This is a genomic window from Kosakonia sp. MUSA4 (assembly GCF_013085925.1).
GTDB lineage: Bacteria > Pseudomonadota > Gammaproteobacteria > Enterobacterales > Enterobacteriaceae > Kosakonia > Kosakonia sacchari_B.
Window position 1 is genome coordinate 2071394 of record NZ_CP025697.1, and the last position, 24926, is coordinate 2096319.

Sequence of the window (24926 nt, forward strand, 5' to 3'; positions counted from 1 at the left end):
CGTCGCGATGCCGTGTACTATTGTGGGGCGTTATCAGCAGGTGGGGATGGGCACAGTCAGGTTTTCTTCTGGTGTGCACAGTTTGCAGAGTGAAGCAAATAAACATTCTTAACGTGCTGATATAAATAAATTATTTAATTTTGTATGTGCTCTTTCGTGTGGGGCACCACTGCAAATAAGGAAATGAAATGCCTGTAATTACTCTTCCTGATGGCAGCCAACGCCATTACGACCACGCCGTAAGCCCTATGGATGTTGCACTGGATATCGGTCCAGGACTGGCGAAAGCCTGTATCGCTGGCCGCGTTAATGGCGAACTGGTTGATGCTTCTGATGTGATCAACAGTGACGCCAACCTCGCCATCATCACCGCTAAAGATGACGATGGTCTGGAAATTATCCGTCACTCCTGTGCGCACCTGTTAGGCCATGCAATCAAGCAATTGTGGCCGAATACCAAAATGGCGATTGGCCCGGTTATTGATAACGGCTTCTATTATGACGTTGATCTTGACCACACCCTGACCCAGGAAGACATCGACGCGCTCGAAAAGCGTATGCATGAGCTCGCCGAAACCAACTACGACGTCATCAAGAAAAAAGTGAGCTGGCAGGAAGCGCGCGAGACATTTGTCAAACGCGGCGAAAACTATAAAGTCTCCATCCTTGATGAAAATATTGCGCATGATGACAAGCCGGGCTTGTATCATCATCAAGAATACATCGACATGTGCCGTGGTCCGCACGTGCCGAATATGCGTTTCTGCCATCACTTCAAACTGATGAAAACAGCAGGGGCTTACTGGCGCGGCGACAGCAACAACAAGATGTTGCAGCGTATCTACGGTACCGCGTGGGCAGATAAAAAAGCGCTGAATGCCTATCTGCAACGCCTGGAAGAAGCGGCAAAACGCGATCACCGTAAAATCGGTAAGCAACTTGACCTGTATCATATGCAGGAAGAGGCGCCGGGTATGGTTTTCTGGCATAACGATGGCTGGACTATCTTCCGTGAACTGGAAACTTTTGTTCGCTCTAAGCTGAAAGAGTACCAATACCAGGAAGTGAAAGGCCCGTTCATGATGGACCGTGTGCTGTGGGAAAAAACTGGCCACTGGGACAACTACAAAGATGCGATGTTTACGACGTCTTCCGAGAACCGTGAATACTGCATCAAGCCGATGAACTGCCCGGGTCACGTACAGATTTTCAACCAGGGCTTAAAATCCTACCGCGATCTGCCGCTGCGTATGGCTGAGTTCGGTAGCTGCCATCGCAATGAGCCGTCAGGCGCGCTGCATGGGTTGATGCGCGTACGTGGCTTCACTCAGGATGACGCCCATATCTTCTGCACGGAAGAACAGGTGCGTGATGAAGTGAACGCATGTATTCGTTTAGTCTACGATATGTACAGCACCTTCGGTTTTGAGAAAATCGTCGTCAAACTCTCTACTCGCCCGGAAAAACGTATCGGTAGCGATGAGATGTGGGATCGTGCTGAGGCGGATCTGGCAGTTGCGCTGGAAGAGAACAATATCCCGTTTGAATTCCAACTGGGTGAAGGCGCATTCTACGGTCCGAAAATTGAATTTACCTTATATGACTGCCTCGATCGTGCATGGCAGTGCGGTACAGTACAGCTTGATTTCTCGCTGCCGGCTCGTCTGAACGCCTCTTATGTAGGCGAAAGCAACGAACGTCAGGTTCCGGTGATGATTCACCGCGCGATTCTCGGTTCTCTGGAGCGCTTTATCGGCATCCTGACTGAAGAGTTCGCTGGCTTCTTCCCGACCTGGCTGGCGCCGGTGCAGGTAGTGGTCATGAATATCACTGATTCACAGTCTGAATACGTTAACGAATTGACGCGTAAACTGCAAAATGCGGGCATTCGTGTAAAAGCAGACTTGAGAAACGAGAAGATAGGCTTTAAAATCCGCGAGCACACTTTACGTCGCGTCCCTTATATGCTGGTTTGCGGTGACAAAGAGGTTGAGGCCGGCAAAGTTGCCGTGCGTACCCGCCGTGGTAAAGACCTGGGGAGCCTGGACGTAAATGATGTTATCGAGCAGCTGCAGCAAGAGATCCGCAGCCGCAGTCTTCAACAATTGGAGGAATAAAGTATTAAAGGCGGAAAACGAGTTCAAACGGCGCGTCCCAATCGTATCAATGGCGAAATTCGCGCCCTGGAAGTTCGCTTAACAGGTCTGGAAGGCGAGCAGCTTGGTATTGTGAGTCTGAGAGAAGCTCTGGAAAAAGCTGAAGAAGCCGGGGCTGATTTAGTTGAAATTAGCCCTAACGCCGAGCCGCCCGTTTGCCGTATAATGGACTACGGCAAGTTCCTCTATGAAAAGAGCAAATCTTCTAAGGAACAGAAGAAGAAGCAAAAAGTTATTCAGGTTAAGGAAATTAAATTCCGACCTGGTACAGATGAAGGCGACTATCAGGTAAAACTCCGCAGCCTGATTCGCTTTCTCGAAGAGGGCGATAAGGCCAAGATCACACTGCGTTTCCGCGGTCGTGAAATGGCCCACCAACAGATCGGTATGGAAGTGCTTAATCGCGTGAAAGACGATCTGAATGAACTGGCAGTTGTCGAATCCTTCCCAACGAAGATCGAAGGCCGCCAGATGATTATGGTGCTTGCTCCGAAGAAGAAACAGTAAGGCCATCAAGTAATTAAACCTGTGGGCCACAGGCTCACGGGTTTAGTTCGCCTTTGTTTCGTTTATTAACAATGCGAAGTGGAAGTTAAAAAATGCCAAAAATTAAGACCGTACGCGGTGCTGCTAAGCGCTTCAAAAAAACCGGTAAAGGTGGTTTTAAGCACAAGCACGCTAACCTGCGTCATATTCTGACCAAAAAAGCTACTAAGCGTAAACGTCACCTGCGCCCGAAAGCCATGGTTTCCAAAGGCGATCTGGGTCTGGTAATCGCGTGCCTGCCGTACGCATAAGTCGTTAACCTTTTAACTTTTTTTAAGAATATAGATACAGGAGAGAGCATATGGCTCGCGTAAAACGTGGTGTGATTGCACGTGCACGTCATAAGAAAATTTTGAAACAAGCTAAAGGTTACTACGGCGCGCGTTCACGCGTTTACCGTGTTGCCTTCCAGGCTGTTATCAAAGCTGGTCAGTACGCTTATCGTGACCGTCGTCAGAAAAAGCGTCAGTTCCGTCAGCTGTGGATTGCACGTATCAACGCAGCAGCACGTCAGAACGGTATTTCTTACAGCAAATTCATCAATGGCCTGAAAAAAGCCTCTGTTGAAATCGACCGTAAGATCCTGGCTGACATCGCCGTATTCGACAAAGTGGCATTCTCTGCACTGGTTGAAAAAGCGAAAGCAGCTCTGGCATAAGCCAGTTTAAGAGAGGGAGCCTGGCTCCCTCTTTTGCTTTAACATTATCAATACATTGACATTTTGCAGTGATGCGTTTTCAATAGCCCATCGCCGCCACTTACCCTGTTAAGGTAACGCAAGCATGAATGCTGCTATTTTCCGCTTCTTTTTTTACTTTAGCACCTGAACCCGGGAGGCTAGCGCGTGAAAGAAGAAACGGAAAACAGCGCCAGAAAGCCTCCCTTGTGGAGGCTTTTTTTGTATCTGCCGTTTGTAAATATCGTCATATAACGAGGAAAACCATGTCACATCTCGCAGAGCTGGTTGCCAGTGCGAAGGCAGCCATTAACGATGCTTCAGATGTCGCCGCTCTGGACAACGTCCGCGTCGAATACCTGGGCAAAAAAGGGCACCTGACCCTTCAGATGACCACCCTGCGTGAGCTGCCGCCAGAAGAGCGCCCGGCCGCCGGGGCAGTGATCAACGAAGCAAAAGAACAGGTTCAGCAAGCGCTGAACGCCCGTAAATCGGATCTGGAAAATGCTGCGCTGAATGCGCGTCTGGCTGCTGAAACCATCGATGTCTCCCTGCCGGGGCGTCGCGTGGAGAATGGGGGATTACACCCGGTAACCCGCACGATCGATCGTATTGAGAGTTTCTTCGGTGAACTGGGCTTTACCGTCGCTACCGGCCCGGAAATCGAAGACGATTACCATAACTTCGACGCGCTGAATATTCCGGGTCATCACCCGGCACGTGCGGATCACGATACTTTCTGGTTCGACGCGACGCGTTTGCTGCGTACCCAGACCTCTGGTGTGCAGATTCGTACCATGGAAAATCAGCAGCCGCCAATCCGCATCATCGCCCCGGGACGCGTTTACCGTAACGACTACGACCAAACGCATACCCCAATGTTTCATCAGATGGAAGGGCTGATCGTGGATAAAAACATCAGCTTTACTAACCTGAAAGGCACACTGCATGACTTCCTGCGTAACTTCTTTGAAGAAGATCTGCAGATTCGTTTCCGCCCGTCTTACTTCCCGTTCACTGAACCGTCTGCAGAAGTCGATGTAATGGGCAAAAACGGCAAATGGCTGGAAGTGCTGGGCTGCGGCATGGTGCATCCAAACGTACTGCGTAACGTTGGAATCGATCCGGAAGTTTACTCCGGTTTCGCATTTGGCATGGGGATGGAACGTCTGACCATGCTGCGTTACGGCGTTACCGATTTGCGCGCATTCTTCGAAAACGATCTGCGTTTCCTCAAACAGTTTAAATAAAGGCAGGCAAAACAATGAAATTCAGTGAACTGTGGTTACGCGAATGGGTCAATCCTGCCATTGACAGTGAAGCACTGTCAGGGCAGATCACTATGGCCGGCCTGGAAGTGGACGGCGTAGAGCCGGTTGCCGGGGCGTTTCATGGTGTTGTGGTCGGTGAAGTAATGGAGTGCGCTCAGCACCCGAACGCTGACAAACTGCGCGTGACGAAAGTCAATGTTGGCGGCGATCGCCTGCTGGACATCGTCTGTGGCGCGCCGAACTGCCGTCTGGGCCTGAAAGTCGCCGTGGCGACAGTGGGTGCGGTACTGCCTGGTGACTTCAAAATCAAAGCGGCGAAACTGCGCGGCGAACCGTCGGAAGGTATGCTGTGCTCCTTCTCCGAGCTCGGTATTTCTGACGATCACAACGGCATTATCGAACTGCCGGCAGATGCGCCGATCGGCACCGATATCCGTGAATACCTGAAGCTTGATGATAATACTATTGAGATTAGCGTCACGCCGAACCGTGCGGATTGCTTAGGGATCATTGGTGTTGCACGCGATGTGGCGGTGCTGAACCAGTCTCCGCTGACTGCGCCGGAAATTTCGCCGGTCGCCGCGACAATTACCGACACGCTGCCGATCGCAGTGGAAGCCGCAGATGCCTGCCCGCGCTACCTCGGACGCGTAGTGAAGGGAATCAATGTTAAAGCGCCAACTCCGCTGTGGATGAAAGAGAAGCTGCGTCGATGCGGTATTCGTTCAATCGATGCGGTTGTGGACGTGACCAACTACGTTCTGCTGGAGCTGGGCCAGCCGATGCACGCGTTTGACCGCGATCGCCTGGAAGGCGGCATCGTGGTGCGCATGGCAAAAGAGGGCGAAACCCTGGTACTGCTGGACGGCAGCGAAGCGAAACTGAACGCGGACACGCTGGTGATTGCCGACCATAACAAAGCGCTGGCGATGGGCGGTATATTTGGCGGTGAACACTCTGGCGTGAACAGCGAAACTCAGAACGTACTGCTGGAATGCGCTTTCTTCAATCCGCTCTCTATTACCGGCCGTGCTCGTCGTCATGGTCTGCACACTGATGCTTCACACCGTTATGAGCGCGGTGTCGACCCACAGCTGCAATACAAAGCCATGGAGCGTGCAACTCGCCTGTTGCTGGATATCTGCGGCGGCGAAGCGGGTCCGATCATTGATGTCACGAACGACGCTACGTTGCCGAAACGTGCGACCATTCGTTTGCGCCGCAGTAAGCTGGATCGCCTGATTGGTCATCGTATTGCCGATGAGCAGGTCAGTGATATCCTCAAGCGCCTTGGTTGCGAAGTCACTGAAGGCCAGGATGAATGGCTGGCGGTCGCGCCGAGCTGGCGTTTCGATATGGAAATCGAAGAAGATCTGGTGGAAGAAGTGGCGCGTATTTACGGCTACAACAACATCCCAGATGCGCCGGTTCAGGCCGGTCTGGTCATGGGCGAACACCGTGAAGCGGCGCTGTCGCTGAAGCGCGTGAAAACCATGCTCAACGATAAAGGCTACCAGGAAGTTATCACCTACAGTTTCGTTGATCCGAAATTGCAGCAACTGATCCACCCGGGCGAAGAAGCGCTGATCCTGCCAAGCCCGATCTCCATCGAAATGTCGGCAATGCGTCTGTCACTGTGGACTGGTTTGTTGGGCACTATCGTTTATAACCAGAATCGCCAGCAGAGCCGCGTGCGTATTTTTGAAACGGGTCTGCGCTTTGTCCCTGATACCCAGGCAAATCTTGGTATTCGTCAGGATGTCATGCTGGCGGGCGCCATTTGCGGCAACCGTTATGAAGAACATTGGGATTTGGCGAAAGGCAGCGTGGATTTCTTCGACCTGAAAGGCGATCTGGAATCCATTCTGGAGCTGACGGGAAAATTATCCGCCATTGAATTTCGCGCAGAAACGAATCCGGCGCTCCATCCGGGACAATCTGCGGCGATTTATCTGAAAGATAAACGTATTGGTTTTATTGGTGTTGTGCATCCGGAACTGGAACGTAAGCTTGATCTGAACGGTCGCACTTTGGTGTTTGAACTGGAGTGGAATGCGCTTGCAGACCGCGTGGTTCCTCAGGCTCAGGAGATTTCACGCTTCCCGGCGAACCGTCGTGATATCGCGGTTGTTGTGGCTGAAAATGTGCCCGCAGCAGATGTTTTGGCCGAGTGTAAGAAAGTTGGCGTAAATCAGGTAGTTGGCGTAAACTTATTTGACGTGTACCGCGGTAAGGGCGTAGCGGAGGGGTATAAGAGCCTTGCCATTAGCCTGATCCTTCAGGATACCAGCCGTACACTCGAAGAAGAGGAGATTGCCGCTACCGTTGCCAGATGTGTAGAGGCATTAAAAGAGCGATTCCAGGCATCATTGAGGGATTGAACCTATGGCGCTTACAAAAGCTGAAATGTCAGAATATCTGTTTGATAAGCTCGGGCTTAGCAAGCGGGACGCAAAAGAGCTGGTAGAGCTGTTTTTCGAAGAGATCCGTCGTGCTCTGGAAAACGGTGAGCAGGTAAAACTCTCCGGCTTTGGCAATTTCGATTTGCGCGACAAAAATCAACGTCCGGGGCGTAACCCGAAAACGGGCGAAGATATTCCCATTACAGCCCGGCGCGTGGTGACCTTCAGACCCGGCCAGAAGTTGAAGAGCCGTGTTGAAAACGCTTCGCCCAAAGCTGAATGATATGAACTAACTAAAAAGGCCGCGCTGCGGCCTTTTTTCTTTTCAGCGCCCGGCATCAATCATAAAATCAGTCACCTGACTGACGGTAAAACGGTTAACATGCTGGCATACGCTCATCTTCAACAGCAACGAAATCGCCGCTGGCTTGGCGGATTATTGCTGCTTTTATTATTCTCTGTGTTTATTAGCCTCTGCGCGGGCGAGCAATGGATCGCTCCCGGTGGCTGGTTTACTCCTGATGGCCAGCTCTTTGTCTGGCAAATTCGTCTTCCCCGTACGCTGGCGGTGGTGCTGGTGGGTGCCGCGCTGGCGCTCTGCGGTGCAGTGATGCAGGCGCTTTTCGAAAATCCGCTGGCGGAGCCGGGATTGTTGGGTGTCTCAAGCGGCGCGGGCGTCGGGCTGATCGCGGCTGTACTGCTGGGCGGCGGTATGTTGCCAGGCTGGGCATTGGGCGTGTGCGCCATCGCCGGAGCGCTGATCGTGACGCTTATTCTGCTACGTTTTGCCCGGCGTCATCTCACCACCAGCCGCCTGCTGCTTGCTGGTGTGGCGCTTGGCATTATTTGTACAGCGTTAATGACGTGGGCGGTTTACTTTTCTACCTCATTCGATTTACGCCAGCTTATGTACTGGATGATGGGCGGTTTTGGCGGGGTAGACTGGCAACAAAGCTGGCTGATGGTGGCGTTGTTACCGGCGATGATCTGGGTCTGTTTTCAATCAAAACCGCTGAATGTTCTGGCGCTGGGTGAGATATCCGCGCGGCAGTTGGGGTTGCCGCTGTGGCTGTGGCGAAATTTGCTGGTGGTGGCAACGGGCTGGATGGTAGGCGTCAGCGTTGCGCTGGCAGGAGCGATTGGCTTTATTGGCCTGGTGATCCCGCATATGTTACGTCTCTGCGGGTTGACCGATCACCGGGTGCTGCTTCCTGGCTGCGCGCTGGCGGGTGCGGTGGCGTTGTTGTTCGCCGATATTGTTGCCCGGCTGACGCTCAGCGCCGCTGAGTTACCCATTGGCGTCGTCACGGCGACACTGGGTGCGCCGGTGTTTATCTGGTTATTATTAAAGGTCGGGCGTGAAGCCTGAAATCCATAACATCAACAAAGGATACGCTATGCAACAGGATATTCTGAATACTGAAGTCACGACCATTGATGGTGAACAGACCACGCTGGAAGCTTATCGCGGCAAGGTGTTACTGATCGTCAATGTGGCATCTAAATGCGGCCTGACGCCGCAGTATGAACAACTGGAAAACCTGCAAAAAACGCTCGACGGTGAGGGCTTCACGGTGCTGGGATTCCCCTGCAACCAGTTTCTTGGTCAGGAGCCGGGTTCGGAAGAGGAGATCAAAACTTTTTGCAGCACGACTTACGGCGTGACGTTCCCGATGTTCAGCAAAATTGAAGTGAATGGTGACGCGCGTCATCCGCTGTATAAAAAATTGATCGCTGCTGCGCCGTCCGCTGTTACACCAGAAGGCAGCGGTTTCTACGCGCGTATGGAGAGTAAAGGCCGCGCGCCGAAAGAGCCGGGCGATATTTTGTGGAATTTCGAAAAATTCCTCATTGGCCGCGACGGTGTTGTGATTCAGCGTTTCTCGCCGGATATGACCCCGGAAGATCCGGCTTTGCAACAGGCCGTTAAACAGGCGCTGGCGAAATAATGTCAGCGCTGTTGCAACTGCAAAATGTGGGCGCATCGGGCAGGCTGGGGCCGATTACGGCATCGGTCGACCGGGCGGCGATTCTGCATCTGGTCGGACCAAATGGCGCAGGGAAAAGCACGCTGCTTTCCCGGCTTGCGGGTTTATCTGGCGGGCAGGGCGAGGTGTTATTGAACAACCGCCCGCTGGAACAATGGTCCGCCCTGGCGCTGGCGCAACATCGCGCTTACCTTGCCCAGCAGCAGACACCGCCTTTTGCTATGCCAGTCTGGCACTATTTGCTGTTGCATCAGCGCGATACTGCGCAAACCCACTGCCTGGGGAAAATTGCCGCCCAGCTTGGGCTGGGTGACAAGCTTAGCCGAAGAGTCAATCAACTTTCCGGCGGCGAATGGCAGCGGGTGAGGTTGGCCGCAGTGATTTTACAGATCCACCCGGAGGTGAATCCCTCCGGGCAGTTGCTGTTGCTGGATGAGCCAATGAATAGCCTTGATGTGGCACAGCAGACTGCGCTGGACAAGCTTATAGCGGAGCTGGTAAGCGGTGGCGTGACCGTAGTGATGAGTAGCCACGACCTCAACCATACGCTGCGTCATGCGCAGCAGGTGTGGTTACTGAGCGGCGGTCGGCTACTGGGTAGCGGCAAACAAGAAGAGGTGCTGACGCCTGCTCATCTGGCGGAAGCTTACGGCATGGCTTTTCGTCGTTTCGACGTAGACGGGCATCGTGTGCTGATCCCGGCAACGTGACGAAAAGGTGACTTGCCACGCAACTGATTCACACGGTAGATTATTCCGATAAAAATAAAGTACGAGGCGAGATCCAGAATGCGTACCTGGTTTCTTCTGGCGGCGGCATTGTTCCTTGCAGGATGTAGTTCTCATCGCGCTCCGCCACCTAACCCAAGGTTGTCGGATTCGATCACAGTGATCGCGGGTCTGAACGATCAACTGAGCGAGTGGCGAGGTACACCGTATCGCTACGGGGGTATGACGCGTTCAGGCGTCGATTGTTCCGGGTTTGTGATGATGACTTTCCGTGACAAATTTGCGCTGCAGCTACCGCGCGAAACGCGCCAGCAGGCTGAGATCGGCACGAAAATCGATAAAGATGATTTATTGCCTGGCGATCTGGTGTTCTTCAAAACCGGTTCCGGCGAAAGCGGGCTGCATGTTGGAATTTATGATACTGACAATGAATTTATTCATGCCTCCACCAGTCGCGGCGTGATGCGTTCTTCACTGGATAACGTCTATTGGCGGAAAAATTTCTGGCAGGCGCGGCGCATTTAAGCGCAGCGCAGCCGTGGTAAAAATTTGTTAAACCAGGATGTTTCCACTAATTATCTTTTATAATATTAATTATCATAAGTGGACGTTGAATCTGGCAAAAGACTATTAGTGAGCAGCCTAATAAAGGAGAAGCCAAATATAAAATGGGATAAAAATGAAGTTAACCTCACTAAAATCATTAAGCCAGGAATTCATCTACTTGTGTTTAGCCATTCCGGATATCACCCTTAACGCGGGACGGCATAATGATCATTTTGCTTGATGATACCTATCGCCCGGAGTTTTTATTACAGCCAGCGAGAAAAAGTAACGGAATGCTTCAGGGGCTGGAAGTTATCGTTAACTTTGTGGGGAAAGACAGTAACGTCCGCGCCCCGGCAGAGCTGGTTTCCCCGCGCCTGAAGTCTGATGAAACCCTGCAACTCTTTACGGAGCAACTGGCGCTAATAGAGGCCTGCCAGCTCTTTTTATTACAACATCAATTAATCGCCTGGATTAATATTTCCCCGGTTGTTGTTGAAGCCTTACTTACCGACAAGGCACTGGCTGCCAGCGTAGCTAAATTTCCTTTTCTGGAATTTACCATAAATGAGAATTTCCCCAATTTAAATAAAGGAAAAGAGGATCCTTCTCTGTCTCTATTGGCGAAACAATATCCGCTGGTACTGGCTAATTTTGGTGTCGGAACAGCATCGACTAAAGCCATTTTTGACGGGTTATTTAAACGTGTCGCATTAGATAAAAATTTTGTTCAGCAACGATTAGCTTCTCCTTCGTTTGAACCTTTTATGCGGGCGATCGTTTCGCAGATAAGTCCCTATTGTCAGTCGATGATGATTGCGGGCATTGATGACGAATCTGCCCTGAAGCGAGCGGAACCTTTTCACTTCAGCGCAATGCAAGGTGCATTATGGTCGCCGGTTACCGCTGCGCAGATCACATCTCTGATCCACCCATAGCCCTGCTTTTCGCCGGTGTTTAAACCTGATGGTTGGCACTACACTAAAGGCAGGAGGAACCATGACCCTGTCTTTTACTACCCGCTGGCGTGATGAACTGCCAGAATTTTACACCGCATTATCTCCAACACCGCTGCACAATGCCCGTCTGATCTGGCACAACGCGCCACTGGCGCAGGAGCTGGGCGTGGAGGATGCGCTTTTTCATCCCGACTCGGGTGCCGGTGTCTGGGGCGGCGAAGCATTGCTGCCGGGCATGTCGCCGCTGGCGCAAGTCTACAGCGGACATCAATTTGGTGTCTGGGCCGGGCAACTGGGCGACGGTCGCGGGATCCTGCTTGGTGAACAACAATTGCCGGATGGCACTACCCGCGACTGGCATCTGAAAGGCGCGGGGCTGACGCCCTATTCGCGCATGGGTGACGGACGTGCAGTTCTGCGTTCAACTATCCGTGAAAGTCTGGCATCAGAGGCGATGCACTATCTTGGCATTCCAACGACCCGCGCGCTGAGCATCGTTACCAGCGATACACCGGTCATGCGTGAAAGCCGCGAGCAGGGCGCCATGTTGATGCGCATCGCTGAAAGCCATCTGCGTTTCGGGCATTTCGAGCATTTTTATTATCGTCGCGAACCGCAAAAAGTACGGCAACTGGCCGACTTTGCCATCCGCCACCACTGGCCGCATTTGCAGAATGAATCCGATAAATACGTGCTGTGGTTCCGCGATATCGTCCGACGCACTGCCACGCTGATTGCCCGCTGGCAGGCGGTCGGTTTTGCGCACGGTGTGATGAATACTGACAACATGTCGATCCTCGGGTTAACCATTGATTACGGTCCCTTTGGTTTCCTCGACGATTATCAGCCGTCATTTATCTGCAACCACTCGGATTACCAGGGGCGTTATAGCTTTGATAATCAACCCGCAGTGGCTTTGTGGAACCTGCAAAGGCTGGCGCAGTCGCTGTCACCATTCATTGACATTGAGGCGCTGAACAGCGCGCTGGATGATTATCAACATCTGCTGCTGACAGAATATGGTGTGTTGATGCGCGGCAAGCTTGGTTTCTTCACGCAGCAACAGGGCGATAACCCGCTTCTGACGGAACTGTTTGCGCTGATGGCGCGAGAGGGCAGTGATTATACGCGAACCTTCCGCTTGCTCAGCCAGACGGAGCAACTGAGCGCCTCTTCGCCGCTGCGCGATGAATTTATCGATCGCGCCGCGTTCGACAGTTGGTTTGCGCAGTACCGGGTACGACTGCAACAGGAGCAGGTTGACGATGCACAGCGGCAACAGCAGATGTCCGGCGTGAATCCGGCGCTGGTGTTGCGCAACTGGCTGGCACAGCGGGCGATTGATGCCGCTGAGAAAGGCGACGCCAGTGAACTGGTACGGTTACATGAAGCGCTGCGACAGCCGTTTGGCGATCGTAACGATGATTATGTCAGTCGCCCACCGGACTGGGGAAAGCGGCTGGAAGTCAGTTGTTCGAGTTAGACTGGCTCATTTCGTCAGAATCAACTTCCCGGCATGGGTCTGACGCAGCAGATATTGCTGGCCTTTATGCTCGATCACCACCCGGCCTTCTTCGCCCAGCAGTTGTTGACTGTTGATGCGGCGATCGGTCGGGCTGATATGGGTGGTTTTTTCCTGCGAAGTGATGAGTGGGGCCGTCGTGCTATCCGTATGCGACATAAAGGTTTAAATGTAGCTCATTATCAACAATGATAATCATTATCAATAATATGCCAGCCGGTAGCAAGGGTGTTCTGTAACATTTAGCGGTTATCCCCAGGATAAAGTAGGGGAAGAGGATCCCGCCGCCCGGCGGCGGGATGCGATCAGAGGCGGGTGGCGACCGCGGCTGCCAGTTTTTCCAGCAGCAATTCACTGTCGTCCCAGCCCAGGCAAGGATCGGTAATGGATTGCCCGTAAACCAGCGGCTGGCCGCTGACAATTTTCTGCGTGCCTTCCTGCAGGAAGCTTTCTACCATCACGCCGGCGATGGCGGTCGAACCGTTGCGGATCTGCGAACAAACATTGTCACAGACATCGAGTTGACGTCGATGTTGCTTCTGGCAGTTACCGTGGCTGAAATCCACCACCAGGTATTCCGGCAGATCAAACTCGCTCAGCGTATCGCACGCATTGGCGATATCTTCGGCGTAATAGTTCGGCGTTTTACCGCCACGCATAATGATATGCCCGTAAGGATTACCGCTGGTTTGATAGATGGTCATCTGCCCACTTTTATCCGGCGAGAGGAACATATGGCTGGCGCGGGAGGCGCGGATCGCATCGACCGCGATGCGGGTATTGCCATCGGTGCCGTTTTTAAAACCGACCGGGCAGGAGAGCGCTGACGCCATTTCACGGTGGATCTGGCTTTCCGTCGTGCGCGCGCCAATCGCGCCCCAGCTAATCAGATCGGCTATAAATTGCCCGGTCACCATGTCGAGAAATTCAGTCGCCGTCGGCACACCCAGTTCGTTGACCTGTAACAGCAGCTTGCGCGCCAGTTCGAGACCATGATTAACGCGATAGCTGCCATTCAGGTCCGGATCGGAGATCAGTCCTTTCCAGCCAACAACCGTGCGCGGTTTTTCAAAATAGGTACGCATTACGATCTCGAGCTGGGCGTGATGTTTCTCACGCAGCGTCTGCAAGCGACGCGCGTAATCTACCGCCGCATCAAGATCGTGGATGGAGCAGGGGCCAATAATCACCAGTAAGCGGCGATCTTCGCCATTGAGGATTTTTTCGATTCGTCGCCGGGATGCAATAACATGTTCGGCAATATCAGGTTTAACAGGACAGCGCTGCGCCAGTTCAGCCGGTGTCACCAGGCTGTCGATGCGCGCAGTGCGGAGTTCATCGGTTTTGTTCATCAAGCGTCTCAAAATTAGGTGCTTCAGCGGCAGGAATGCCGGAAGTGATGCGCACACCATAAACCAATCGCGGCTTATTTCAAGTATGGCCGTGAAGCGCATTACTTCAGTGGCAGGTATCATAGCGCAGTGCGAATCATCGTACTAGCTTGTTAGTACAATAATGCGTGCGACACTCTGTGAGTGCGCATATTTTGAGCACGCTTTGCTGTGATTTGTCTTCTACAGGGTGAGCGTCAGTCATGTCAGATATTAATTATTTTTAAACTGAACACGAACTATTATTTCTGTTTGTCGGGGTTATTATTATCGGAAATTTCTTTTACATACAATATATGTGATAAATGTGTTCGCTCTATGCTTGTGGTTATAAAATGATTACCGAATCACGAAGAAAAGGCAGGATATTAAATTTCTGTATAGTTTTTATTTTAAGTGTTTTTTTAGGAAAAATATCGTGCACTATTTCTGGACAATGCATTCATCGCTGGCAGATACTATTAAACATATCTTATAAAAGAATTTGGAGTTGTCATGTGATGGCTCCAGAAAAGCAGAAATCTATTTTTTCAGCTTTCTATTTAAATATTGTTTCTATATTAAGGGGAATTTGATGAAACAACTCAGCAATGATGAAATGCAGGCCGTCTCCGGTGCAGGTTTGATCTCTCTGGCCGCGGGTATGCTCGGCGAAGGCATTGGTATTGTAATTGATGCCGCCTTTGGTGGGAAAGGCTCTTTCGCCACTGATTTAGGTCGTAATATTGGTAAGGGCGTAGGCGTCGTGCTTGAAACCAGCCTGAACCTTTTCTCCAGCATTATGAAAATTTTCAGAAAATAAATCATTAATCGCCACGGATGGCGAGCTGCTGTTAATTTTGCTGGGGGGATTCCCCCCAGTAAAATAAAACAGCCGATTTCTGCATGTTTATCGGTTCGTTAATATTGCAAGGTGTCCAGATTTTTTCATTGGATGTCCGTGATGTAATACGTTCAAAAAATACGCCGGTTATTATCGGCAATTTGGATTGTGCACAGGCAATAAAGAATATCATTAGTCATTGAAAATAATTTCATTGATTTCAAAATGGTATTCTTATTTGTTTTATGTATACATGAACAATTAATATTAAGGATAAAGAAATGAAAGAACTTACAGCTCATGAAATGCAATATGCTTCAGGTGGAATTCTTTTCTCCGCCGCGGGTGCTCTGCTGGGCGGCGGTATCGGTGCGTTGATTGATTGGGTTCTGCCGGGCACGGATCATTTTTCGTTTGGCGACACCGGTCTGTCGATGGGGCTCTTAGGCGGCATCGCGGTTGATGCGATTGGCGTGGTGGGTACTCTCGGCGTTGTCGGGGCCGCAGGCGCTGCTGGCGTCGTCGGTGTCGGGCTCCTTTGCCTCTCTCCGCTTCTGCTGTTCATCTAATAGCAACCCATTAACTGCAATGATCTCGCATTGTTAATATGTATAAGTGACATTTCTTTCGATATGTCACTTATTTTGCAATACCCGCAAATACCGCTTCCAGTCGTTATGCCGCCTGTTCTCCGGGAAATCCGCAGCCAGAAAACTGGCGCAGCCACGCTTAGTACATGCGACGGTTCAGCCCCATGATGTCGAGCATTTTGGTCGCAATCTCTTCAACTGAGTAGTTGGTACTATTAAGACAGGGGATCTGATTTTTGCGGTAAAGCGCTTCCACTTCCGCCACTTCCATACGGCACTGTCGCAAAGAAGCGTACCGGCTGTTCTCCCGCCGCTCTTCACGAATCGCAGCAAGGCGCTCCGGATTAATGGTCAGACCAAATAATTTATGCTGCAATGGTTTTAACGCGGCCGGAAGTACCAGGTTATCCATATCATCGGCAATAAAAGGATAATTCGCTGCGCGAATTCCGAATTGCATCGCCAGATAGAGGCTGGTTGGGGTTTTTCCACAGCGCGATACGCCGAGTAAAATCACCTGAGCCTGATCGAGGTTGCGCAACGAAATACCGTCATCGTGTGCCAGTGTGTAATCAATTGCGGCAATACGCGCATCATATTTAGTTAAATTACCCGGATTAAGCCCATGTGTGCGATGCGCAATCGGGGTGGGATCGAGCTTTAATTCCTGCTGTAATGGGGCAACCAGCGCCTGAACAATGTCCTGACAAAATCCTTCGCTTTGCAAAATAATAGAGCGAATTTCGGGGATCACAATGGAATAAAAAACCAATGGACGGTTGCCCGTTTGCTGATAGATAGCATCAATCTGATCTTTGACGGCGCGGGCGCGGCTCTCGTTTTCCACGAAAGGCAAGGTAATGCTGCTGACGGCGACCGGAAATTGCGACATCACCGCATGGCCCAATACTTCAGCGGTGATAGCGGTTCCATCAGAAATATAAAACACGTGGCGATCAACAGAACTGTCCATTTAACCCATCCTGACTTTCATACGTAATTCTCTGAAAGCATAAATTAAAATCTTCACTGTGCGTATCTCCTTTTTCTCATTTTTAAAATGAAATGGTGTTTTTATTTTTTATGAACTATAGGGTTCACTTTTTTTGATGACGTATGAAAAATAAGGACATTCTAAAAAGAGATATTCTCGTCGCGTGATTAATTGATGGGAATCTGTCCGAAAAACCATAATCTGGAATTGCTTACACGATTCACCGTTTTTTCCGGCGAATTAATTATGCCAGGATTAATACGCAGTCTGAGATTTTACCCATTCATATATCACAAAAGGATTGTTTCGATGTCCAACAATGGCTCGTCTCCGCTGGTGCTTTGGTATGACCAACTCGGCATGAATGATGTAGACAGAGTTGGGGGCAAAAATGCCTCCCTTGGTGAAATGATTACTAACCTGTCAGGCGTGGGTGTTTCCGTGCCGAATGGGTTCGCGACCACCGCCGATGCGTTTAACCAGTTCCTTGAACAGAGCGGCTTAAATCAACGTATTTATGCGCTGCTGGATAACACGGATATTGACGATGTCTCTGAGCTGGCGAAAGCCGGCGCACAGATCCGCCAGTGGATTGTCGATACGCCTTTCCAGCCGGAGCTGGAAAAAGCGGTTCATGATGCGTATGCAAAACTGTCAGAAGATGACGCGCAGGCCTCGTTTGCCGTACGCTCCTCGGCGACGGCGGAGGATATGCCGGACGCTTCTTTCGCCGGTCAGCAAGAAACATTCCTCAATGTTCAGGGTTATGACGCCGTGCTGGTGGCCGTTAAACACGTGTTTGCTTCGCTGTTTAACGACCGCGCTATCTCTTACCGCGTGCATCAGGGTTATGACCACCGCGGCGTGGCGCTCTCTGCGGGCGTGCAGCGGATGGTGCGCTCGGACATCGGCGCTTCCGGCGTGATGTTCTCGATTGACACCGAATCCGGCTTCGACCAGGTGGTATTTATCACCTCGGCGTGGGGGCTGGGCGAGATGGTGGTGCAGGGCGCGGTCAACCCGGATGAGTTCTACGTGCATAAACCGACGCTGGCGGCTGGCCGTCCGGCGATTGTGCGCCGCACGATGGGCTCGAAAAAGATCCGCATGATTTATGCGCCAACGCAGGAACACGGCAAACAGGTACAGATTGAAGATGTGCCGCAGGCCGATCGCGATCGCTTCTCATTGACCGATACCGATGTGCAGGCGCTGGCCAAACAGGCGGTGCAAATCGAAAAACACTATGGTCGTCCGATGGATATTGAATGGGCGAAAGACGGCCATACCGGCAAATTGTTCATCGTGCAGGCGCGTCCGGAAACGGTACGCTCACGCGGACAGGTGATGGAGCGCTATACGCTGCATGCGCAAGGGCGAATCATCTCTGAAGGCCGCGCGATCGGTCATCGCATCGGTGCAGGTACGGTCAAAGTGATCCACGACATCAGCGAAATGAACCTGATTGAAGCGGGCGATGTGCTGGTCACCGATATGACCGACCCGGACTGGGAACCGATCATGAAGAAGGCGGCGGCGATTGTCACCAACCGTGGCGGTCGAACCTGCCATGCGGCGATTATCGCCCGTGAACTGGGGATCCCGGCGGTGGTCGGTTGCGGTGATGCCACTGAACGTATCAAAACCGGTGAAAAAGTGACCGTCTCCTGTGCTGAAGGCGACACGGGCTATGTGTATGCCGATCTGCTCGATTTCAGCGTGAAAAGCTCCAGCGTCGATACCATGCCGGATCTGCCACTGAAGATCATGATGAACGTCGGTAACCCGGATCGCGCCTTTGATTTCGCCTGTTTGCCGAATGAAGGCGTCGGGCTGGCGCGCCTGGAATTTATCATTAACCGCATGATTGGCGTTCACCCGCGCGCGCTGCTGGAGTTTGATGACCAGGACGCGAAGCTGCAAAACGAAATTCGCGAGATGATGAAAGGCTTTGACTCGCCGGTTGAGTTTTACGTCGGTCGCCTGACGGAAGGGATTGCCACCCTGGGCGCGGCGTTCTGGCCGAAACGCGTGATTGTACGTTTGTCGGATTTTAAATCGAACGAATACGCCAATCTGGTCGGCGGCGAGCGTTATGAACCGGAAGAAGAGAACCCGATGCTCGGTTTCCGTGGTGCGGGCCGTTATGTGGCTGACAGCTTCCGTGCCTGCTTTGCGCTCGAATGCGAGGCGGTAAAACGCGTGCGCAACGAGATGGGACTGACAAACGTTGAGATCATGATCCCGTTCGTTCGCACTGTGGAGCAGGCGAAAGCCGTGGTTGATGAGCTGGCGCGCCAGGGGCTGAAACGCGGTGAGAACGGGCTGAAGATCATTATGATGTGCGAAATCCCGTCCAACGCATTGCTGGCGGAGCAGTTCCTTGAGCACTTTGATGGCTTCTCGATTGGTTCCAACGATATGACGCAGCTTACACTGGGCCTCGACCGCGACTCCGGCGTCGTTTCCGAGCTGTTCGATGAACGCAATGAGGCGGTGAAAGCCCTGCTGTCGATGGCGATCCGCGCGGCGAAAAAACAAGGCAAATATGTCGGTATCTGCGGCCAGGGGCCATCGGATCACGAAGATTTCGCCGCCTGGTTGATGGATGAAGGCATCGACAGTCTGTCGCTGAATCCGGACACCGTGGTGCAGACGTGGCTCTCGCTTGCTGAACTGAAAAAATAACGCACTGAAGGAAATCCCCGGCACAATGTCGGGGTTTATTATATATTTATCATTGCCTTATGTTATAATGGGGTGCTTGTGGGGTGCCGGGCTGTGGTAAAATATAAAGGAATAGCATCAAACAATACGAAAAAGCCGGGCGAAGCCCGGCATGTCACTAGCTGTTCATTTGTTTAAAAAGTTCTCTTCCTGCCGCCCTTTGTTTCTCTATGTAATCGGCGAGATCCTGAATATGAATCATCCGCGGCGCTTTCTGGCTTTCGCCAGCCCGGAACGTTGGGATAGGCAATTGTCCCAAAGCAGCTTTTTTATCAGCGGTCGCTGACTTCATGCCAAAGTATTTTTCGCATACATCGGCAAGAGGTATTGATGCTGTTTCAAATTCAGCCAGTAATAAAAAAATCGTATTCATACCCACCTCACACCATACTCAGGCCACGTCAGTGGCTCCATGTTTCATATTAACCACTTCCCGGAAGTAGTGGCCCTCGTTGTCTTTTGTCCTGATTTTCATACTTCCTCGCGCTCTGAATTTATTCCACGGCTTACAAGTGAGCGTATACGGCGCCTTCCTGTCAGTGCCGTCGCAACATAGCTTGCCGGGCGGTTGACCACTTCAACGGTAATTTTCACGCCTTCAACCATAACCGTGTAAGTCGTCGTTTTGTCGTGGCGCCCGTATGGGCCAAATTTCTCAACATGCGATGCCAGAGCCGCGTCGCATGCCTGTCGCGCCAGCGGTGAATTTTTGCTGCTTCGGTTAATCAGCTTCATGCGCACGCTCCGGATCAAATTTGTCCCAGCAGTTAATTTCGATGTTGCGCTGTAGCCGCCGTGCCCGTACCTCTTCGATATCCCTCCCGGTCAACTCGGCCACCGACTGATTACCGTGCCTGGCGAGTAGCGCCAGATCTTCGACACTCCAGTTTTCTCGCTCCATAAATCCTCCAGAGCGGGAGAGTTGCCCCTCCCGGCGTCGATTAGCCAACGTATTCGGGTTTCATGTCGGTGAGCGTGATGCTGTATTTTTCGTACAAATCATCGCCCAGGTGGCGTTTTGCCGCGGAAAGAGTACGCTCCACGGCGGCAAACTGTTCCGCCGCGCCGGGTTCGCCGGGCGATGGCAGAGAATTAATCGCCGCCTCAACCTTGTTCCGGTTGTTGACCAGGTGATAACGACGCGTTGCCTTGTTTTTCAGTTCCGTGAAGAGGGCAGTGCCGAGAGCTGCTTTCGCCTCGTTAATCTGATTACCGATAGCAGTAGCAGCCTCCAGTGTTTCAGCGGCATCAATGCGCGCGCGGAATGCCTCTGCTTTGTTTTCCTGTCCATCAGTGTTATCGATCACCGTCTGATTTTGTGGCTCGCTCTCAGTAATCTCCTGGACGCTTACGCGTGGTGCCGGGTCTGGGTTGATGACTCTTTCCTGACGATCTTCAAGCTCATCCGGTGTGTATACGCCAAGGATTACATCCGGGCAGAAGAGTCGCGCCCAGCGCTTAACCGCAAGGTAAGCAAGCTGCTGGCGTGGATCATCCGCCCACAGGGTTGAGTTTCGAACCCGTGCCTGCGCCAGCAGTAAATCCAGTTCGCGGTATTGCTCCTCGCCTTTTAGCCGGGCGCGGATGATGATGCCGATCCCTTCTTCGTCCGCCATGCTCCAGCCAGGAACCCGATATTCGCCTTTCTCACCTTTCTTGATGTTGAATCTGCCGATCACCTTTTCCCACGGGCCGTACCATTCATATTCGAAACGAGAAGCCAGCACGCCACTACGGGAAATCACCGCGTTGACGAGCTGCGCCTCATAACCCAGCACGCCATTAATCAGGTGTGTTTTCTGCGCCACGGCGAACGGGTTCATTTGCCACTGCGCCGCCTGCATAGCTACAGCCATACAATCCGCCGCATTTCCCTGGAGGTGACGCGGGACAGTTGCAGCTCCTTGCGACATCATCTGCGCAAAAGCGCTAATAGCGTTCAGGTACTGCGAGTCGAAAAGCGCAATATTTGAGTTAACAATCGCGCTCTGGTCTGTTACTGCAAAATTTGTATTTTCCATGATCCCCCCTTATGCGTTTGCCAGTGCGCGCAGCGCTTCAAGGCGGCGCAGGTCGTAGTCGGTCAGTTCGTCGGCGTAATCTTCGGTAACCGGCGCAGGCCATTCGCCCGTGTCGAATGCGTTCGCGATAGCGCGCATGGTGGTCTGGTATTCCAGCGCGCCAAGTTCGATGAGTTCCGGGCTGGCTTCGACAATCGCGATCCAGTGGTAGCCCTCATCCTTGTTGACGAAAATCCAGAAGAACTGATCCAGTGCTGCGGTGTTCATGTACATGGCCGCGCTGAGGTGGTAATCGCGGTCGATAATTTCCCGGTGCAGTCTTGCCCGCAAAGCTGGCTGTTTGACGTTCCACATGCTGATCGTTTTCAGGTCTACGCCGACACGGATGCCGCCCATATCGATTTCAAGATCGGGACGTACACGGATTTCCAGCCCGGTTTCGTCGTCGAACCCGAAATAGCTCACTTCAACGGCGCGCCCCGGATGGGTGAGGAACTTCCCGGCGGTCGGGTGCGCCAGCAGCGCGGACTGAATCGCCTTAGCCGTTGCCATTTGCTGGCGGGTGACCAGAATTTTGTCTTCCGGGTTTTCGCGCCATGCATCCAGCAGCTCGTCGGCGAAGACCGCATCGGGATTGACGCTTTTAACCGCCTGAATCAAATCCGCTTTCGTGCCAGATACTTTCAGCGGCGCGGGTTTCTGCGCTTCCTGCGCCACCAGGTCGGGATGTATAAGCGCCAATTGCTCGAGCAGCGCATCACGGCTGCCGCTGGTTTTAACCGGGGCGGGCAGGGTGGCGTTGTACTCTTTTATGCAGGCCTTCATTGCCGTAGCAGTTTGCTTCTGGCCTTCCTCTATGCGCTGATATTCTGCCGGCAGCGCCATGTAGCTTTGCCCTGTTTCGTCAACAGATGTGCCTGGCGGCAGTTGCGCGGGCAGGGTGGCGTTGTGCGTTTCCAGCAGCGCTTTAATGTCATCTGTGCTTAACTGCGGCGGCAACCCGGCGTTGTATTCATCGATAAAGGCGCGGATTGTTGCTGTGGTGGTGAATGCGCCTTTCGGGATCTCAGGCTCAATGCTGAATTCAGCCAGAAGGTTTTCGGGCTGAAGCGCCAGCGCATGCACAAGATTCCCCATATCCAGTACCTTCGATTGCTCGCGGGCGATGGTTTTGGCAACATGGCGCGCGTTGAAGTACATCAGGCTGACGCGGGCATCTTTCACCTGCGTGCTGCTGATACCGTTTGCCGCGTGGTAAACGTTGTTCGGCAGACCTTCATAACGTCCCGGTTCGAAGAACGCCGGGTATTCCGGTTCTGGTGTTGCGTCTGCTACATGCTGTTGCTCTTCGTCCTGCAACGGTTGAGCGTTGTCCGGCCCGGCAACTGCGGCGGCCATCAGCGGGGCCGCAGTGGCCATAATGTCATGGGTGCTCAGGGTATCTGTTTGCGTACCAGTGAGATCCACGCTTTCGCCTCCCGGCAGCGCAGCAGTATCTTGCTCTTCGATCTGGAAAGCCTCTTCCATCTGCACATCTTCGGCATTCTCCTGCACGTTCGTTTGGGTTGTGTTGCCGATCAGGCCATCAATGGAAAACATCCCGCCGCCCAGCTTTTTCACTTCCGGCTGCCCGGTCGTTTCACTCACCGACGCGCGGGTAGATTCGGCTGCCGCTTTCCCCACGACAGCATATTCAGTGGCAAGTTTATCGAGGCTTTCAACCGGCTCGGTGCCCTGAATCACCCCGGCGACAACAGCTGCGCTGCTAATGTGGCCTGCGGCAGCGAGTGTTTCAGCAGTAGGATTGGCGTGATCTATCTCGGTCAGGTTTGAACTGACCCAGGAATGCAGGTGAGCAGAATTCATGTACAGGTGGTTTTCGGCGGAGCGAATTAAAGCAAAAATTGCTGCGCGCGAATAATCGAGAATGCCTGGTATTTTACGGAGCACCGCCGACCATTCTTTAAATGGACTATCTTTGGCTGAGATGATGTCTTTGCCGCGGCGATGAATGGAAACCGGTATGTTGTAGATATCGAAATCCATCGGTAGGGTGGCGCAGGCTATTTCAACATCCAACGTATCCAGCGTATGCTCGTAGTCAGGATTGCGATCGGTGGCATTCCCGCCTCCTGCATTAGTGCCAGTATCGGTGTGCTGAATGGCAGGAATACGTTTACCAGCGGCCCATTCTTTTACAAGCAGGCCACGGTCAATATGATGGGTATCAGACCACGCCAAGAGAAACTGAACCATGACAGCAAGCTCATGGTGTTTTTCTTCCGGGAACACTGACTTGATGGCGCTGGTTAATTTCCATAACTCATGCGTTGTCAGATTGTCGATGCCGGGAATATTTCGCGCAGCAAGTAGCAGGTTCTGGACATGGCTATTGTCGCTGTCCATCTCCATAGCACCAATCTCCACACGCTGAGACTGAGTTACGTGATGGCGCATTTTGTCACTCAGATACTGTGCAATAATCCGCTGAGGCAGACGCAGTTTCACCACCGGATACAACGTATTTTCGTCATCATCCGCCGTTATGTCTGAATGGGTATTCGTTTGCTGCGGGGATGTTTCTGCGGGGGACGAAACCGCTTCGTTTACAGCACCCTCTGTTGATTCGGTATCCTGAGTGTCTGTTGTGGCCTGGCTGGTAATTTTCAGCCAGGTACGTCCGTCATCAGTCAGCGCATAGCGATCGCACCAGGTGAAGTCGATAACTTCTTCTGCTGGCAAATCGTCAACCACAGGAAAATTAGTCAGTACAGGCAACTGATAATCGTGGCCGCGCCCGGTAGCGATTTCGTTATCTTCGAGAATTACCTGTACCTGCAATTTTGCACGAGCTTCGGTTTTCGCACTGAACCAGACAACTGCACTCGGCTTGCCTGATTTCTGAGTTGCTTTAATTAAATAAAAGAATTCCATACCAGATCCTTATTTTGGGGTGATAAAATCCCCGGCGCTGATTAAGCCGCCTGCGGTTTATTAGTGTTAAAAGTTCCGGTTTGCTTTGGTCGGTACACCGGAAGGGCTGGCCCACCTTGCGTGGGCTTTTGCTCAATGAACTTGCCGCAAAACCCCTTCAGTAAATTCACGCTTGTAGTTGCGATAACTGCCGAACTTGGCTTTATCTGCGTCTGAAATACTGAGCGCCAGCAGTGCGATGGCCTTCACTGCGCAATGGGCGCAATCAAACTTACCCAGCACATAACCGCCATCGAGAATAACAGTCACCTCTTTTGACGACGGGGTGTGAATAATGCCGCTTACTTTCTTTTCACAATTGAAAAGGGCGACATCTTGATTAATGATTTTAATTTCCGTTTGAGCTGTAATGATTTGCATAAATACTCCTTGGTTTTCTCGTCGGTTAATTAACCTTCGTGCGCCCACTGGTCATGGGTTGCACACTGTTTAGAGCAGTATTCATTTTCTTTACGGGCGAGCTGCGCGCCGTTCCGGAACAGAATGGTTTCTTTAACTGTGGTTTCAGCCGTGAGTGGCTTGCCGCAGTAAGCGCATTTCGCGCCTGTGGGTGTTTTTTCTTTGATCACTGGATCACCTTTCCCGTTTAACA

At 52.1% G+C, this 24926-nt stretch carries 27 protein-coding genes and 1 other annotated feature; of the genes, 17 read left to right on the forward strand and 10 right to left on the reverse strand.

The features are described from left to right. The first annotated feature begins 188 nt into the window (after positions 1-188). The 14 genes from thrS (at position 189) to selO (ending at position 12755) form a co-directional block, all read left to right on the forward strand. Positions 189-2117 (forward strand): threonine--tRNA ligase, encoded by a 1929-nt coding sequence (thrS, locus tag C0557_RS09780; RefSeq protein WP_007374644.1) that lies wholly within the window; start codon positions 189-191, stop codon positions 2115-2117. Positions 2118-2120: 3 nt separating this feature from the next. Beyond that, positions 2121-2663 (forward strand): translation initiation factor IF-3, encoded by a 543-nt coding sequence (infC, locus tag C0557_RS09785; RefSeq protein ID WP_074780452.1) that lies wholly within the window; start codon positions 2121-2123, stop codon positions 2661-2663. Positions 2664-2755: 92 nt separating this feature from the next. Continuing rightward, positions 2756-2953 (forward strand): 50S ribosomal protein L35, encoded by a 198-nt coding sequence (gene rpmI / locus C0557_RS09790; protein WP_001124225.1) that lies wholly within the window; start codon positions 2756-2758, stop codon positions 2951-2953. Between the two features lie 50 nt (positions 2954-3003). Next, positions 3004-3360 (forward strand): 50S ribosomal protein L20, encoded by a 357-nt coding sequence (gene rplT, locus C0557_RS09795; protein WP_007374646.1) that lies wholly within the window; start codon positions 3004-3006, stop codon positions 3358-3360. A 119-nt stretch (positions 3361-3479) separates the two neighbouring features. After that, positions 3480-3604 (forward strand) — a sequence feature (Phe leader region). Beyond that, entirely contained in the window at positions 3485-3529 is a 45-nt protein-coding gene (pheM, locus tag C0557_RS09800) for a pheST operon leader peptide PheM (RefSeq protein ID WP_001386830.1), read from the forward strand. It overlaps the preceding feature by 45 nt. A 40-nt stretch (positions 3605-3644) precedes the next feature. Further along, the gene (gene pheS, locus C0557_RS09805) at positions 3645-4628 is read left to right on the forward strand and encodes a phenylalanine--tRNA ligase subunit alpha (protein WP_007374647.1); all 984 of its coding nucleotides are present in this window, start codon (positions 3645-3647) and stop codon (positions 4626-4628) included. A 14-nt stretch (positions 4629-4642) separates the two neighbouring features. After that, positions 4643-7030, forward strand: a complete 2388-nt coding sequence (gene pheT, locus C0557_RS09810; protein WP_208658308.1) for a phenylalanine--tRNA ligase subunit beta — start codon at positions 4643-4645, stop codon at positions 7028-7030. Between the two features lie 4 nt (positions 7031-7034). After that, entirely contained in the window at positions 7035-7334 is a 300-nt protein-coding gene (ihfA, locus tag C0557_RS09815) for an integration host factor subunit alpha (RefSeq protein WP_006820203.1), read from the forward strand. 99 nt (positions 7335-7433) lie between these two features. Continuing rightward, positions 7434-8420, forward strand: a complete 987-nt coding sequence (btuC, locus tag C0557_RS09820) for a vitamin B12 ABC transporter permease BtuC (protein WP_208658309.1) — start codon at positions 7434-7436, stop codon at positions 8418-8420. Positions 8421-8448: 28 nt separating this feature from the next. Then, a complete protein-coding gene (locus tag C0557_RS09825) occupies positions 8449-9000 on the forward strand; it encodes a glutathione peroxidase (RefSeq protein ID WP_208658310.1) in 552 nt (183 codons plus the stop codon). Continuing rightward, positions 9000-9749 (forward strand): vitamin B12 ABC transporter ATP-binding protein BtuD, encoded by a 750-nt coding sequence (gene btuD, locus C0557_RS09830; RefSeq protein ID WP_208658311.1) that lies wholly within the window; start codon positions 9000-9002, stop codon positions 9747-9749. Before C0557_RS09825 ends, btuD begins: the two co-directional genes overlap by 1 nt. Before the next feature lie 78 nt (positions 9750-9827). Beyond that, on the forward strand, positions 9828-10292 hold the full coding sequence (locus C0557_RS09835; RefSeq protein ID WP_074780464.1) for a C40 family peptidase: 465 nt from the start codon (positions 9828-9830) through the stop codon (positions 10290-10292). 245 nt (positions 10293-10537) lie between these two features. Next, entirely contained in the window at positions 10538-11251 is a 714-nt protein-coding gene (locus tag C0557_RS09840) for an EAL domain-containing protein (protein ID WP_208658312.1), read from the forward strand. A gap of 61 nt (positions 11252-11312) precedes the next feature. Then, entirely contained in the window at positions 11313-12755 is a 1443-nt protein-coding gene (gene selO, locus C0557_RS09845) for a protein adenylyltransferase SelO (RefSeq protein ID WP_208658313.1), read from the forward strand. Positions 12756-12761: 6 nt separating this feature from the next. Here selO and hemP read toward each other — a convergent pair whose 3' ends face one another. Together hemP and aroH are read right to left on the reverse strand one after the other, a co-directional pair. Then, positions 12762-12953: a hemin uptake protein HemP gene (gene hemP, locus C0557_RS09850; RefSeq protein ID WP_208658314.1), complete on the reverse strand. Its 192-nt coding sequence runs from the start codon at positions 12951-12953 to the stop codon at positions 12762-12764. A 146-nt stretch (positions 12954-13099) separates the two neighbouring features. Next, positions 13100-14146, reverse strand: a complete 1047-nt coding sequence (aroH, locus tag C0557_RS09855; RefSeq protein ID WP_208658315.1) for a 3-deoxy-7-phosphoheptulonate synthase — start codon at positions 14144-14146, stop codon at positions 13100-13102. A gap of 613 nt (positions 14147-14759) precedes the next feature. On the opposite strand from aroH, the gene C0557_RS09860 reads away from it, so the two are divergent. Both C0557_RS09860 and C0557_RS09865 read left to right on the forward strand, forming a co-directional pair. Beyond that, complete coding sequence (locus tag C0557_RS09860; RefSeq protein WP_208658316.1) at positions 14760-14987, forward strand: hypothetical protein; 228 nt, start codon at positions 14760-14762, stop codon at positions 14985-14987. A 302-nt stretch (positions 14988-15289) separates the two neighbouring features. Further along, positions 15290-15577: a hypothetical protein gene (locus tag C0557_RS09865; protein WP_208658317.1), complete on the forward strand. Its 288-nt coding sequence runs from the start codon at positions 15290-15292 to the stop codon at positions 15575-15577. A gap of 160 nt (positions 15578-15737) precedes the next feature. On the opposite strand, the gene C0557_RS09870 is transcribed toward C0557_RS09865, so the two are convergent. Further along, positions 15738-16571, reverse strand: a complete 834-nt coding sequence (locus C0557_RS09870) for a pyruvate, water dikinase regulatory protein (RefSeq protein WP_035886099.1) — start codon at positions 16569-16571, stop codon at positions 15738-15740. Positions 16572-16901: 330 nt separating this feature from the next. Between C0557_RS09870 and ppsA the strand changes: the two genes are divergently transcribed. Next, positions 16902-19280 (forward strand): phosphoenolpyruvate synthase, encoded by a 2379-nt coding sequence (gene ppsA / locus C0557_RS09875; RefSeq protein WP_208658318.1) that lies wholly within the window; start codon positions 16902-16904, stop codon positions 19278-19280. A gap of 157 nt (positions 19281-19437) precedes the next feature. On the opposite strand, the gene C0557_RS09880 is transcribed toward ppsA, so the two are convergent. From C0557_RS09880 to C0557_RS27405, 7 genes are all read right to left on the reverse strand, one after another. Further along, positions 19438-19692: a pyocin activator PrtN family protein gene (locus C0557_RS09880; protein WP_007374662.1), complete on the reverse strand. Its 255-nt coding sequence runs from the start codon at positions 19690-19692 to the stop codon at positions 19438-19440. Positions 19693-19790: 98 nt separating this feature from the next. After that, positions 19791-20054 (reverse strand): DUF4060 family protein, encoded by a 264-nt coding sequence (locus tag C0557_RS09885; RefSeq protein ID WP_064566976.1) that lies wholly within the window; start codon positions 20052-20054, stop codon positions 19791-19793. Next, positions 20041-20220: a hypothetical protein gene (locus tag C0557_RS09890; protein WP_208658319.1), complete on the reverse strand. Its 180-nt coding sequence runs from the start codon at positions 20218-20220 to the stop codon at positions 20041-20043. Before C0557_RS09890 ends, C0557_RS09885 begins: the two co-directional genes overlap by 14 nt. A gap of 40 nt (positions 20221-20260) precedes the next feature. Then, positions 20261-21340 carry a RecT family recombinase gene (locus tag C0557_RS09895; protein WP_208658320.1) on the reverse strand — a complete coding sequence of 360 codons (1080 nt, stop codon included), beginning with the start codon at positions 21338-21340 and terminating at the stop codon, positions 20261-20263. A 9-nt stretch (positions 21341-21349) separates the two neighbouring features. Next, entirely contained in the window at positions 21350-24274 is a 2925-nt protein-coding gene (locus C0557_RS09900) for a RecE family exodeoxyribonuclease (RefSeq protein WP_208658321.1), read from the reverse strand. A 132-nt stretch (positions 24275-24406) separates the two neighbouring features. After that, positions 24407-24694 (reverse strand): DNA breaking-rejoining protein, encoded by a 288-nt coding sequence (locus C0557_RS09905; protein ID WP_208658322.1) that lies wholly within the window; start codon positions 24692-24694, stop codon positions 24407-24409. Positions 24695-24723: 29 nt separating this feature from the next. After that, entirely contained in the window at positions 24724-24900 is a 177-nt protein-coding gene (locus C0557_RS27405; protein WP_035943613.1) for a YdaE family protein, read from the reverse strand. Positions 24901-24926 lie beyond the last annotated feature (26 nt).

What these genes read in the sequence shown, in the direction of transcription:
- selO (WP_208658313.1), top strand. Translation starts at nt 11,313, where the DNA reads ATGACCCTGTCTTTTACTACCCGCTGGCGTGATGAACTGCCAGAATTT.
- C0557_RS09905 (WP_208658322.1), bottom strand. Translation starts at nt 24,694, where the DNA reads ATGCAAATCATTACAGCTCAAACGGAAATTAAAATCATTAATCAAGAT.
- C0557_RS09860 (WP_208658316.1), top strand. Translation starts at nt 14,760, where the DNA reads ATGAAACAACTCAGCAATGATGAAATGCAGGCCGTCTCCGGTGCAGGT.
- aroH (WP_208658315.1), bottom strand. Translation starts at nt 14,146, where the DNA reads ATGAACAAAACCGATGAACTCCGCACTGCGCGCATCGACAGCCTGGTG.
- ppsA (WP_208658318.1), top strand. Translation starts at nt 16,902, where the DNA reads ATGTCCAACAATGGCTCGTCTCCGCTGGTGCTTTGGTATGACCAACTC.
- C0557_RS09890 (WP_208658319.1), bottom strand. Translation starts at nt 20,220, where the DNA reads ATGGAGCGAGAAAACTGGAGTGTCGAAGATCTGGCGCTACTCGCCAGG.
- C0557_RS09840 (WP_208658312.1), top strand. Translation starts at nt 10,538, where the DNA reads ATGATCATTTTGCTTGATGATACCTATCGCCCGGAGTTTTTATTACAG.
- hemP (WP_208658314.1), bottom strand. Translation starts at nt 12,953, where the DNA reads ATGTCGCATACGGATAGCACGACGGCCCCACTCATCACTTCGCAGGAA.
- C0557_RS09825 (WP_208658310.1), top strand. Translation starts at nt 8,449, where the DNA reads ATGCAACAGGATATTCTGAATACTGAAGTCACGACCATTGATGGTGAA.
- pheT (WP_208658308.1), top strand. Translation starts at nt 4,643, where the DNA reads ATGAAATTCAGTGAACTGTGGTTACGCGAATGGGTCAATCCTGCCATT.
- thrS (WP_007374644.1), top strand. Translation starts at nt 189, where the DNA reads ATGCCTGTAATTACTCTTCCTGATGGCAGCCAACGCCATTACGACCAC.
- C0557_RS09865 (WP_208658317.1), top strand. Translation starts at nt 15,290, where the DNA reads ATGAAAGAACTTACAGCTCATGAAATGCAATATGCTTCAGGTGGAATT.
- ihfA (WP_006820203.1), top strand. Translation starts at nt 7,035, where the DNA reads ATGGCGCTTACAAAAGCTGAAATGTCAGAATATCTGTTTGATAAGCTC.
- C0557_RS09870 (WP_035886099.1), bottom strand. Translation starts at nt 16,571, where the DNA reads ATGGACAGTTCTGTTGATCGCCACGTGTTTTATATTTCTGATGGAACC.
- C0557_RS09835 (WP_074780464.1), top strand. Translation starts at nt 9,828, where the DNA reads ATGCGTACCTGGTTTCTTCTGGCGGCGGCATTGTTCCTTGCAGGATGT.
- C0557_RS09885 (WP_064566976.1), bottom strand. Translation starts at nt 20,054, where the DNA reads ATGAAGCTGATTAACCGAAGCAGCAAAAATTCACCGCTGGCGCGACAG.
- rpmI (WP_001124225.1), top strand. Translation starts at nt 2,756, where the DNA reads ATGCCAAAAATTAAGACCGTACGCGGTGCTGCTAAGCGCTTCAAAAAA.
- C0557_RS09895 (WP_208658320.1), bottom strand. Translation starts at nt 21,340, where the DNA reads ATGGAAAATACAAATTTTGCAGTAACAGACCAGAGCGCGATTGTTAAC.
- C0557_RS09900 (WP_208658321.1), bottom strand. Translation starts at nt 24,274, where the DNA reads ATGGAATTCTTTTATTTAATTAAAGCAACTCAGAAATCAGGCAAGCCG.
- rplT (WP_007374646.1), top strand. Translation starts at nt 3,004, where the DNA reads ATGGCTCGCGTAAAACGTGGTGTGATTGCACGTGCACGTCATAAGAAA.
- C0557_RS09880 (WP_007374662.1), bottom strand. Translation starts at nt 19,692, where the DNA reads ATGAATACGATTTTTTTATTACTGGCTGAATTTGAAACAGCATCAATA.
- btuC (WP_208658309.1), top strand. Translation starts at nt 7,434, where the DNA reads ATGCTGGCATACGCTCATCTTCAACAGCAACGAAATCGCCGCTGGCTT.
- btuD (WP_208658311.1), top strand. Translation starts at nt 9,000, where the DNA reads ATGTCAGCGCTGTTGCAACTGCAAAATGTGGGCGCATCGGGCAGGCTG.
- pheS (WP_007374647.1), top strand. Translation starts at nt 3,645, where the DNA reads ATGTCACATCTCGCAGAGCTGGTTGCCAGTGCGAAGGCAGCCATTAAC.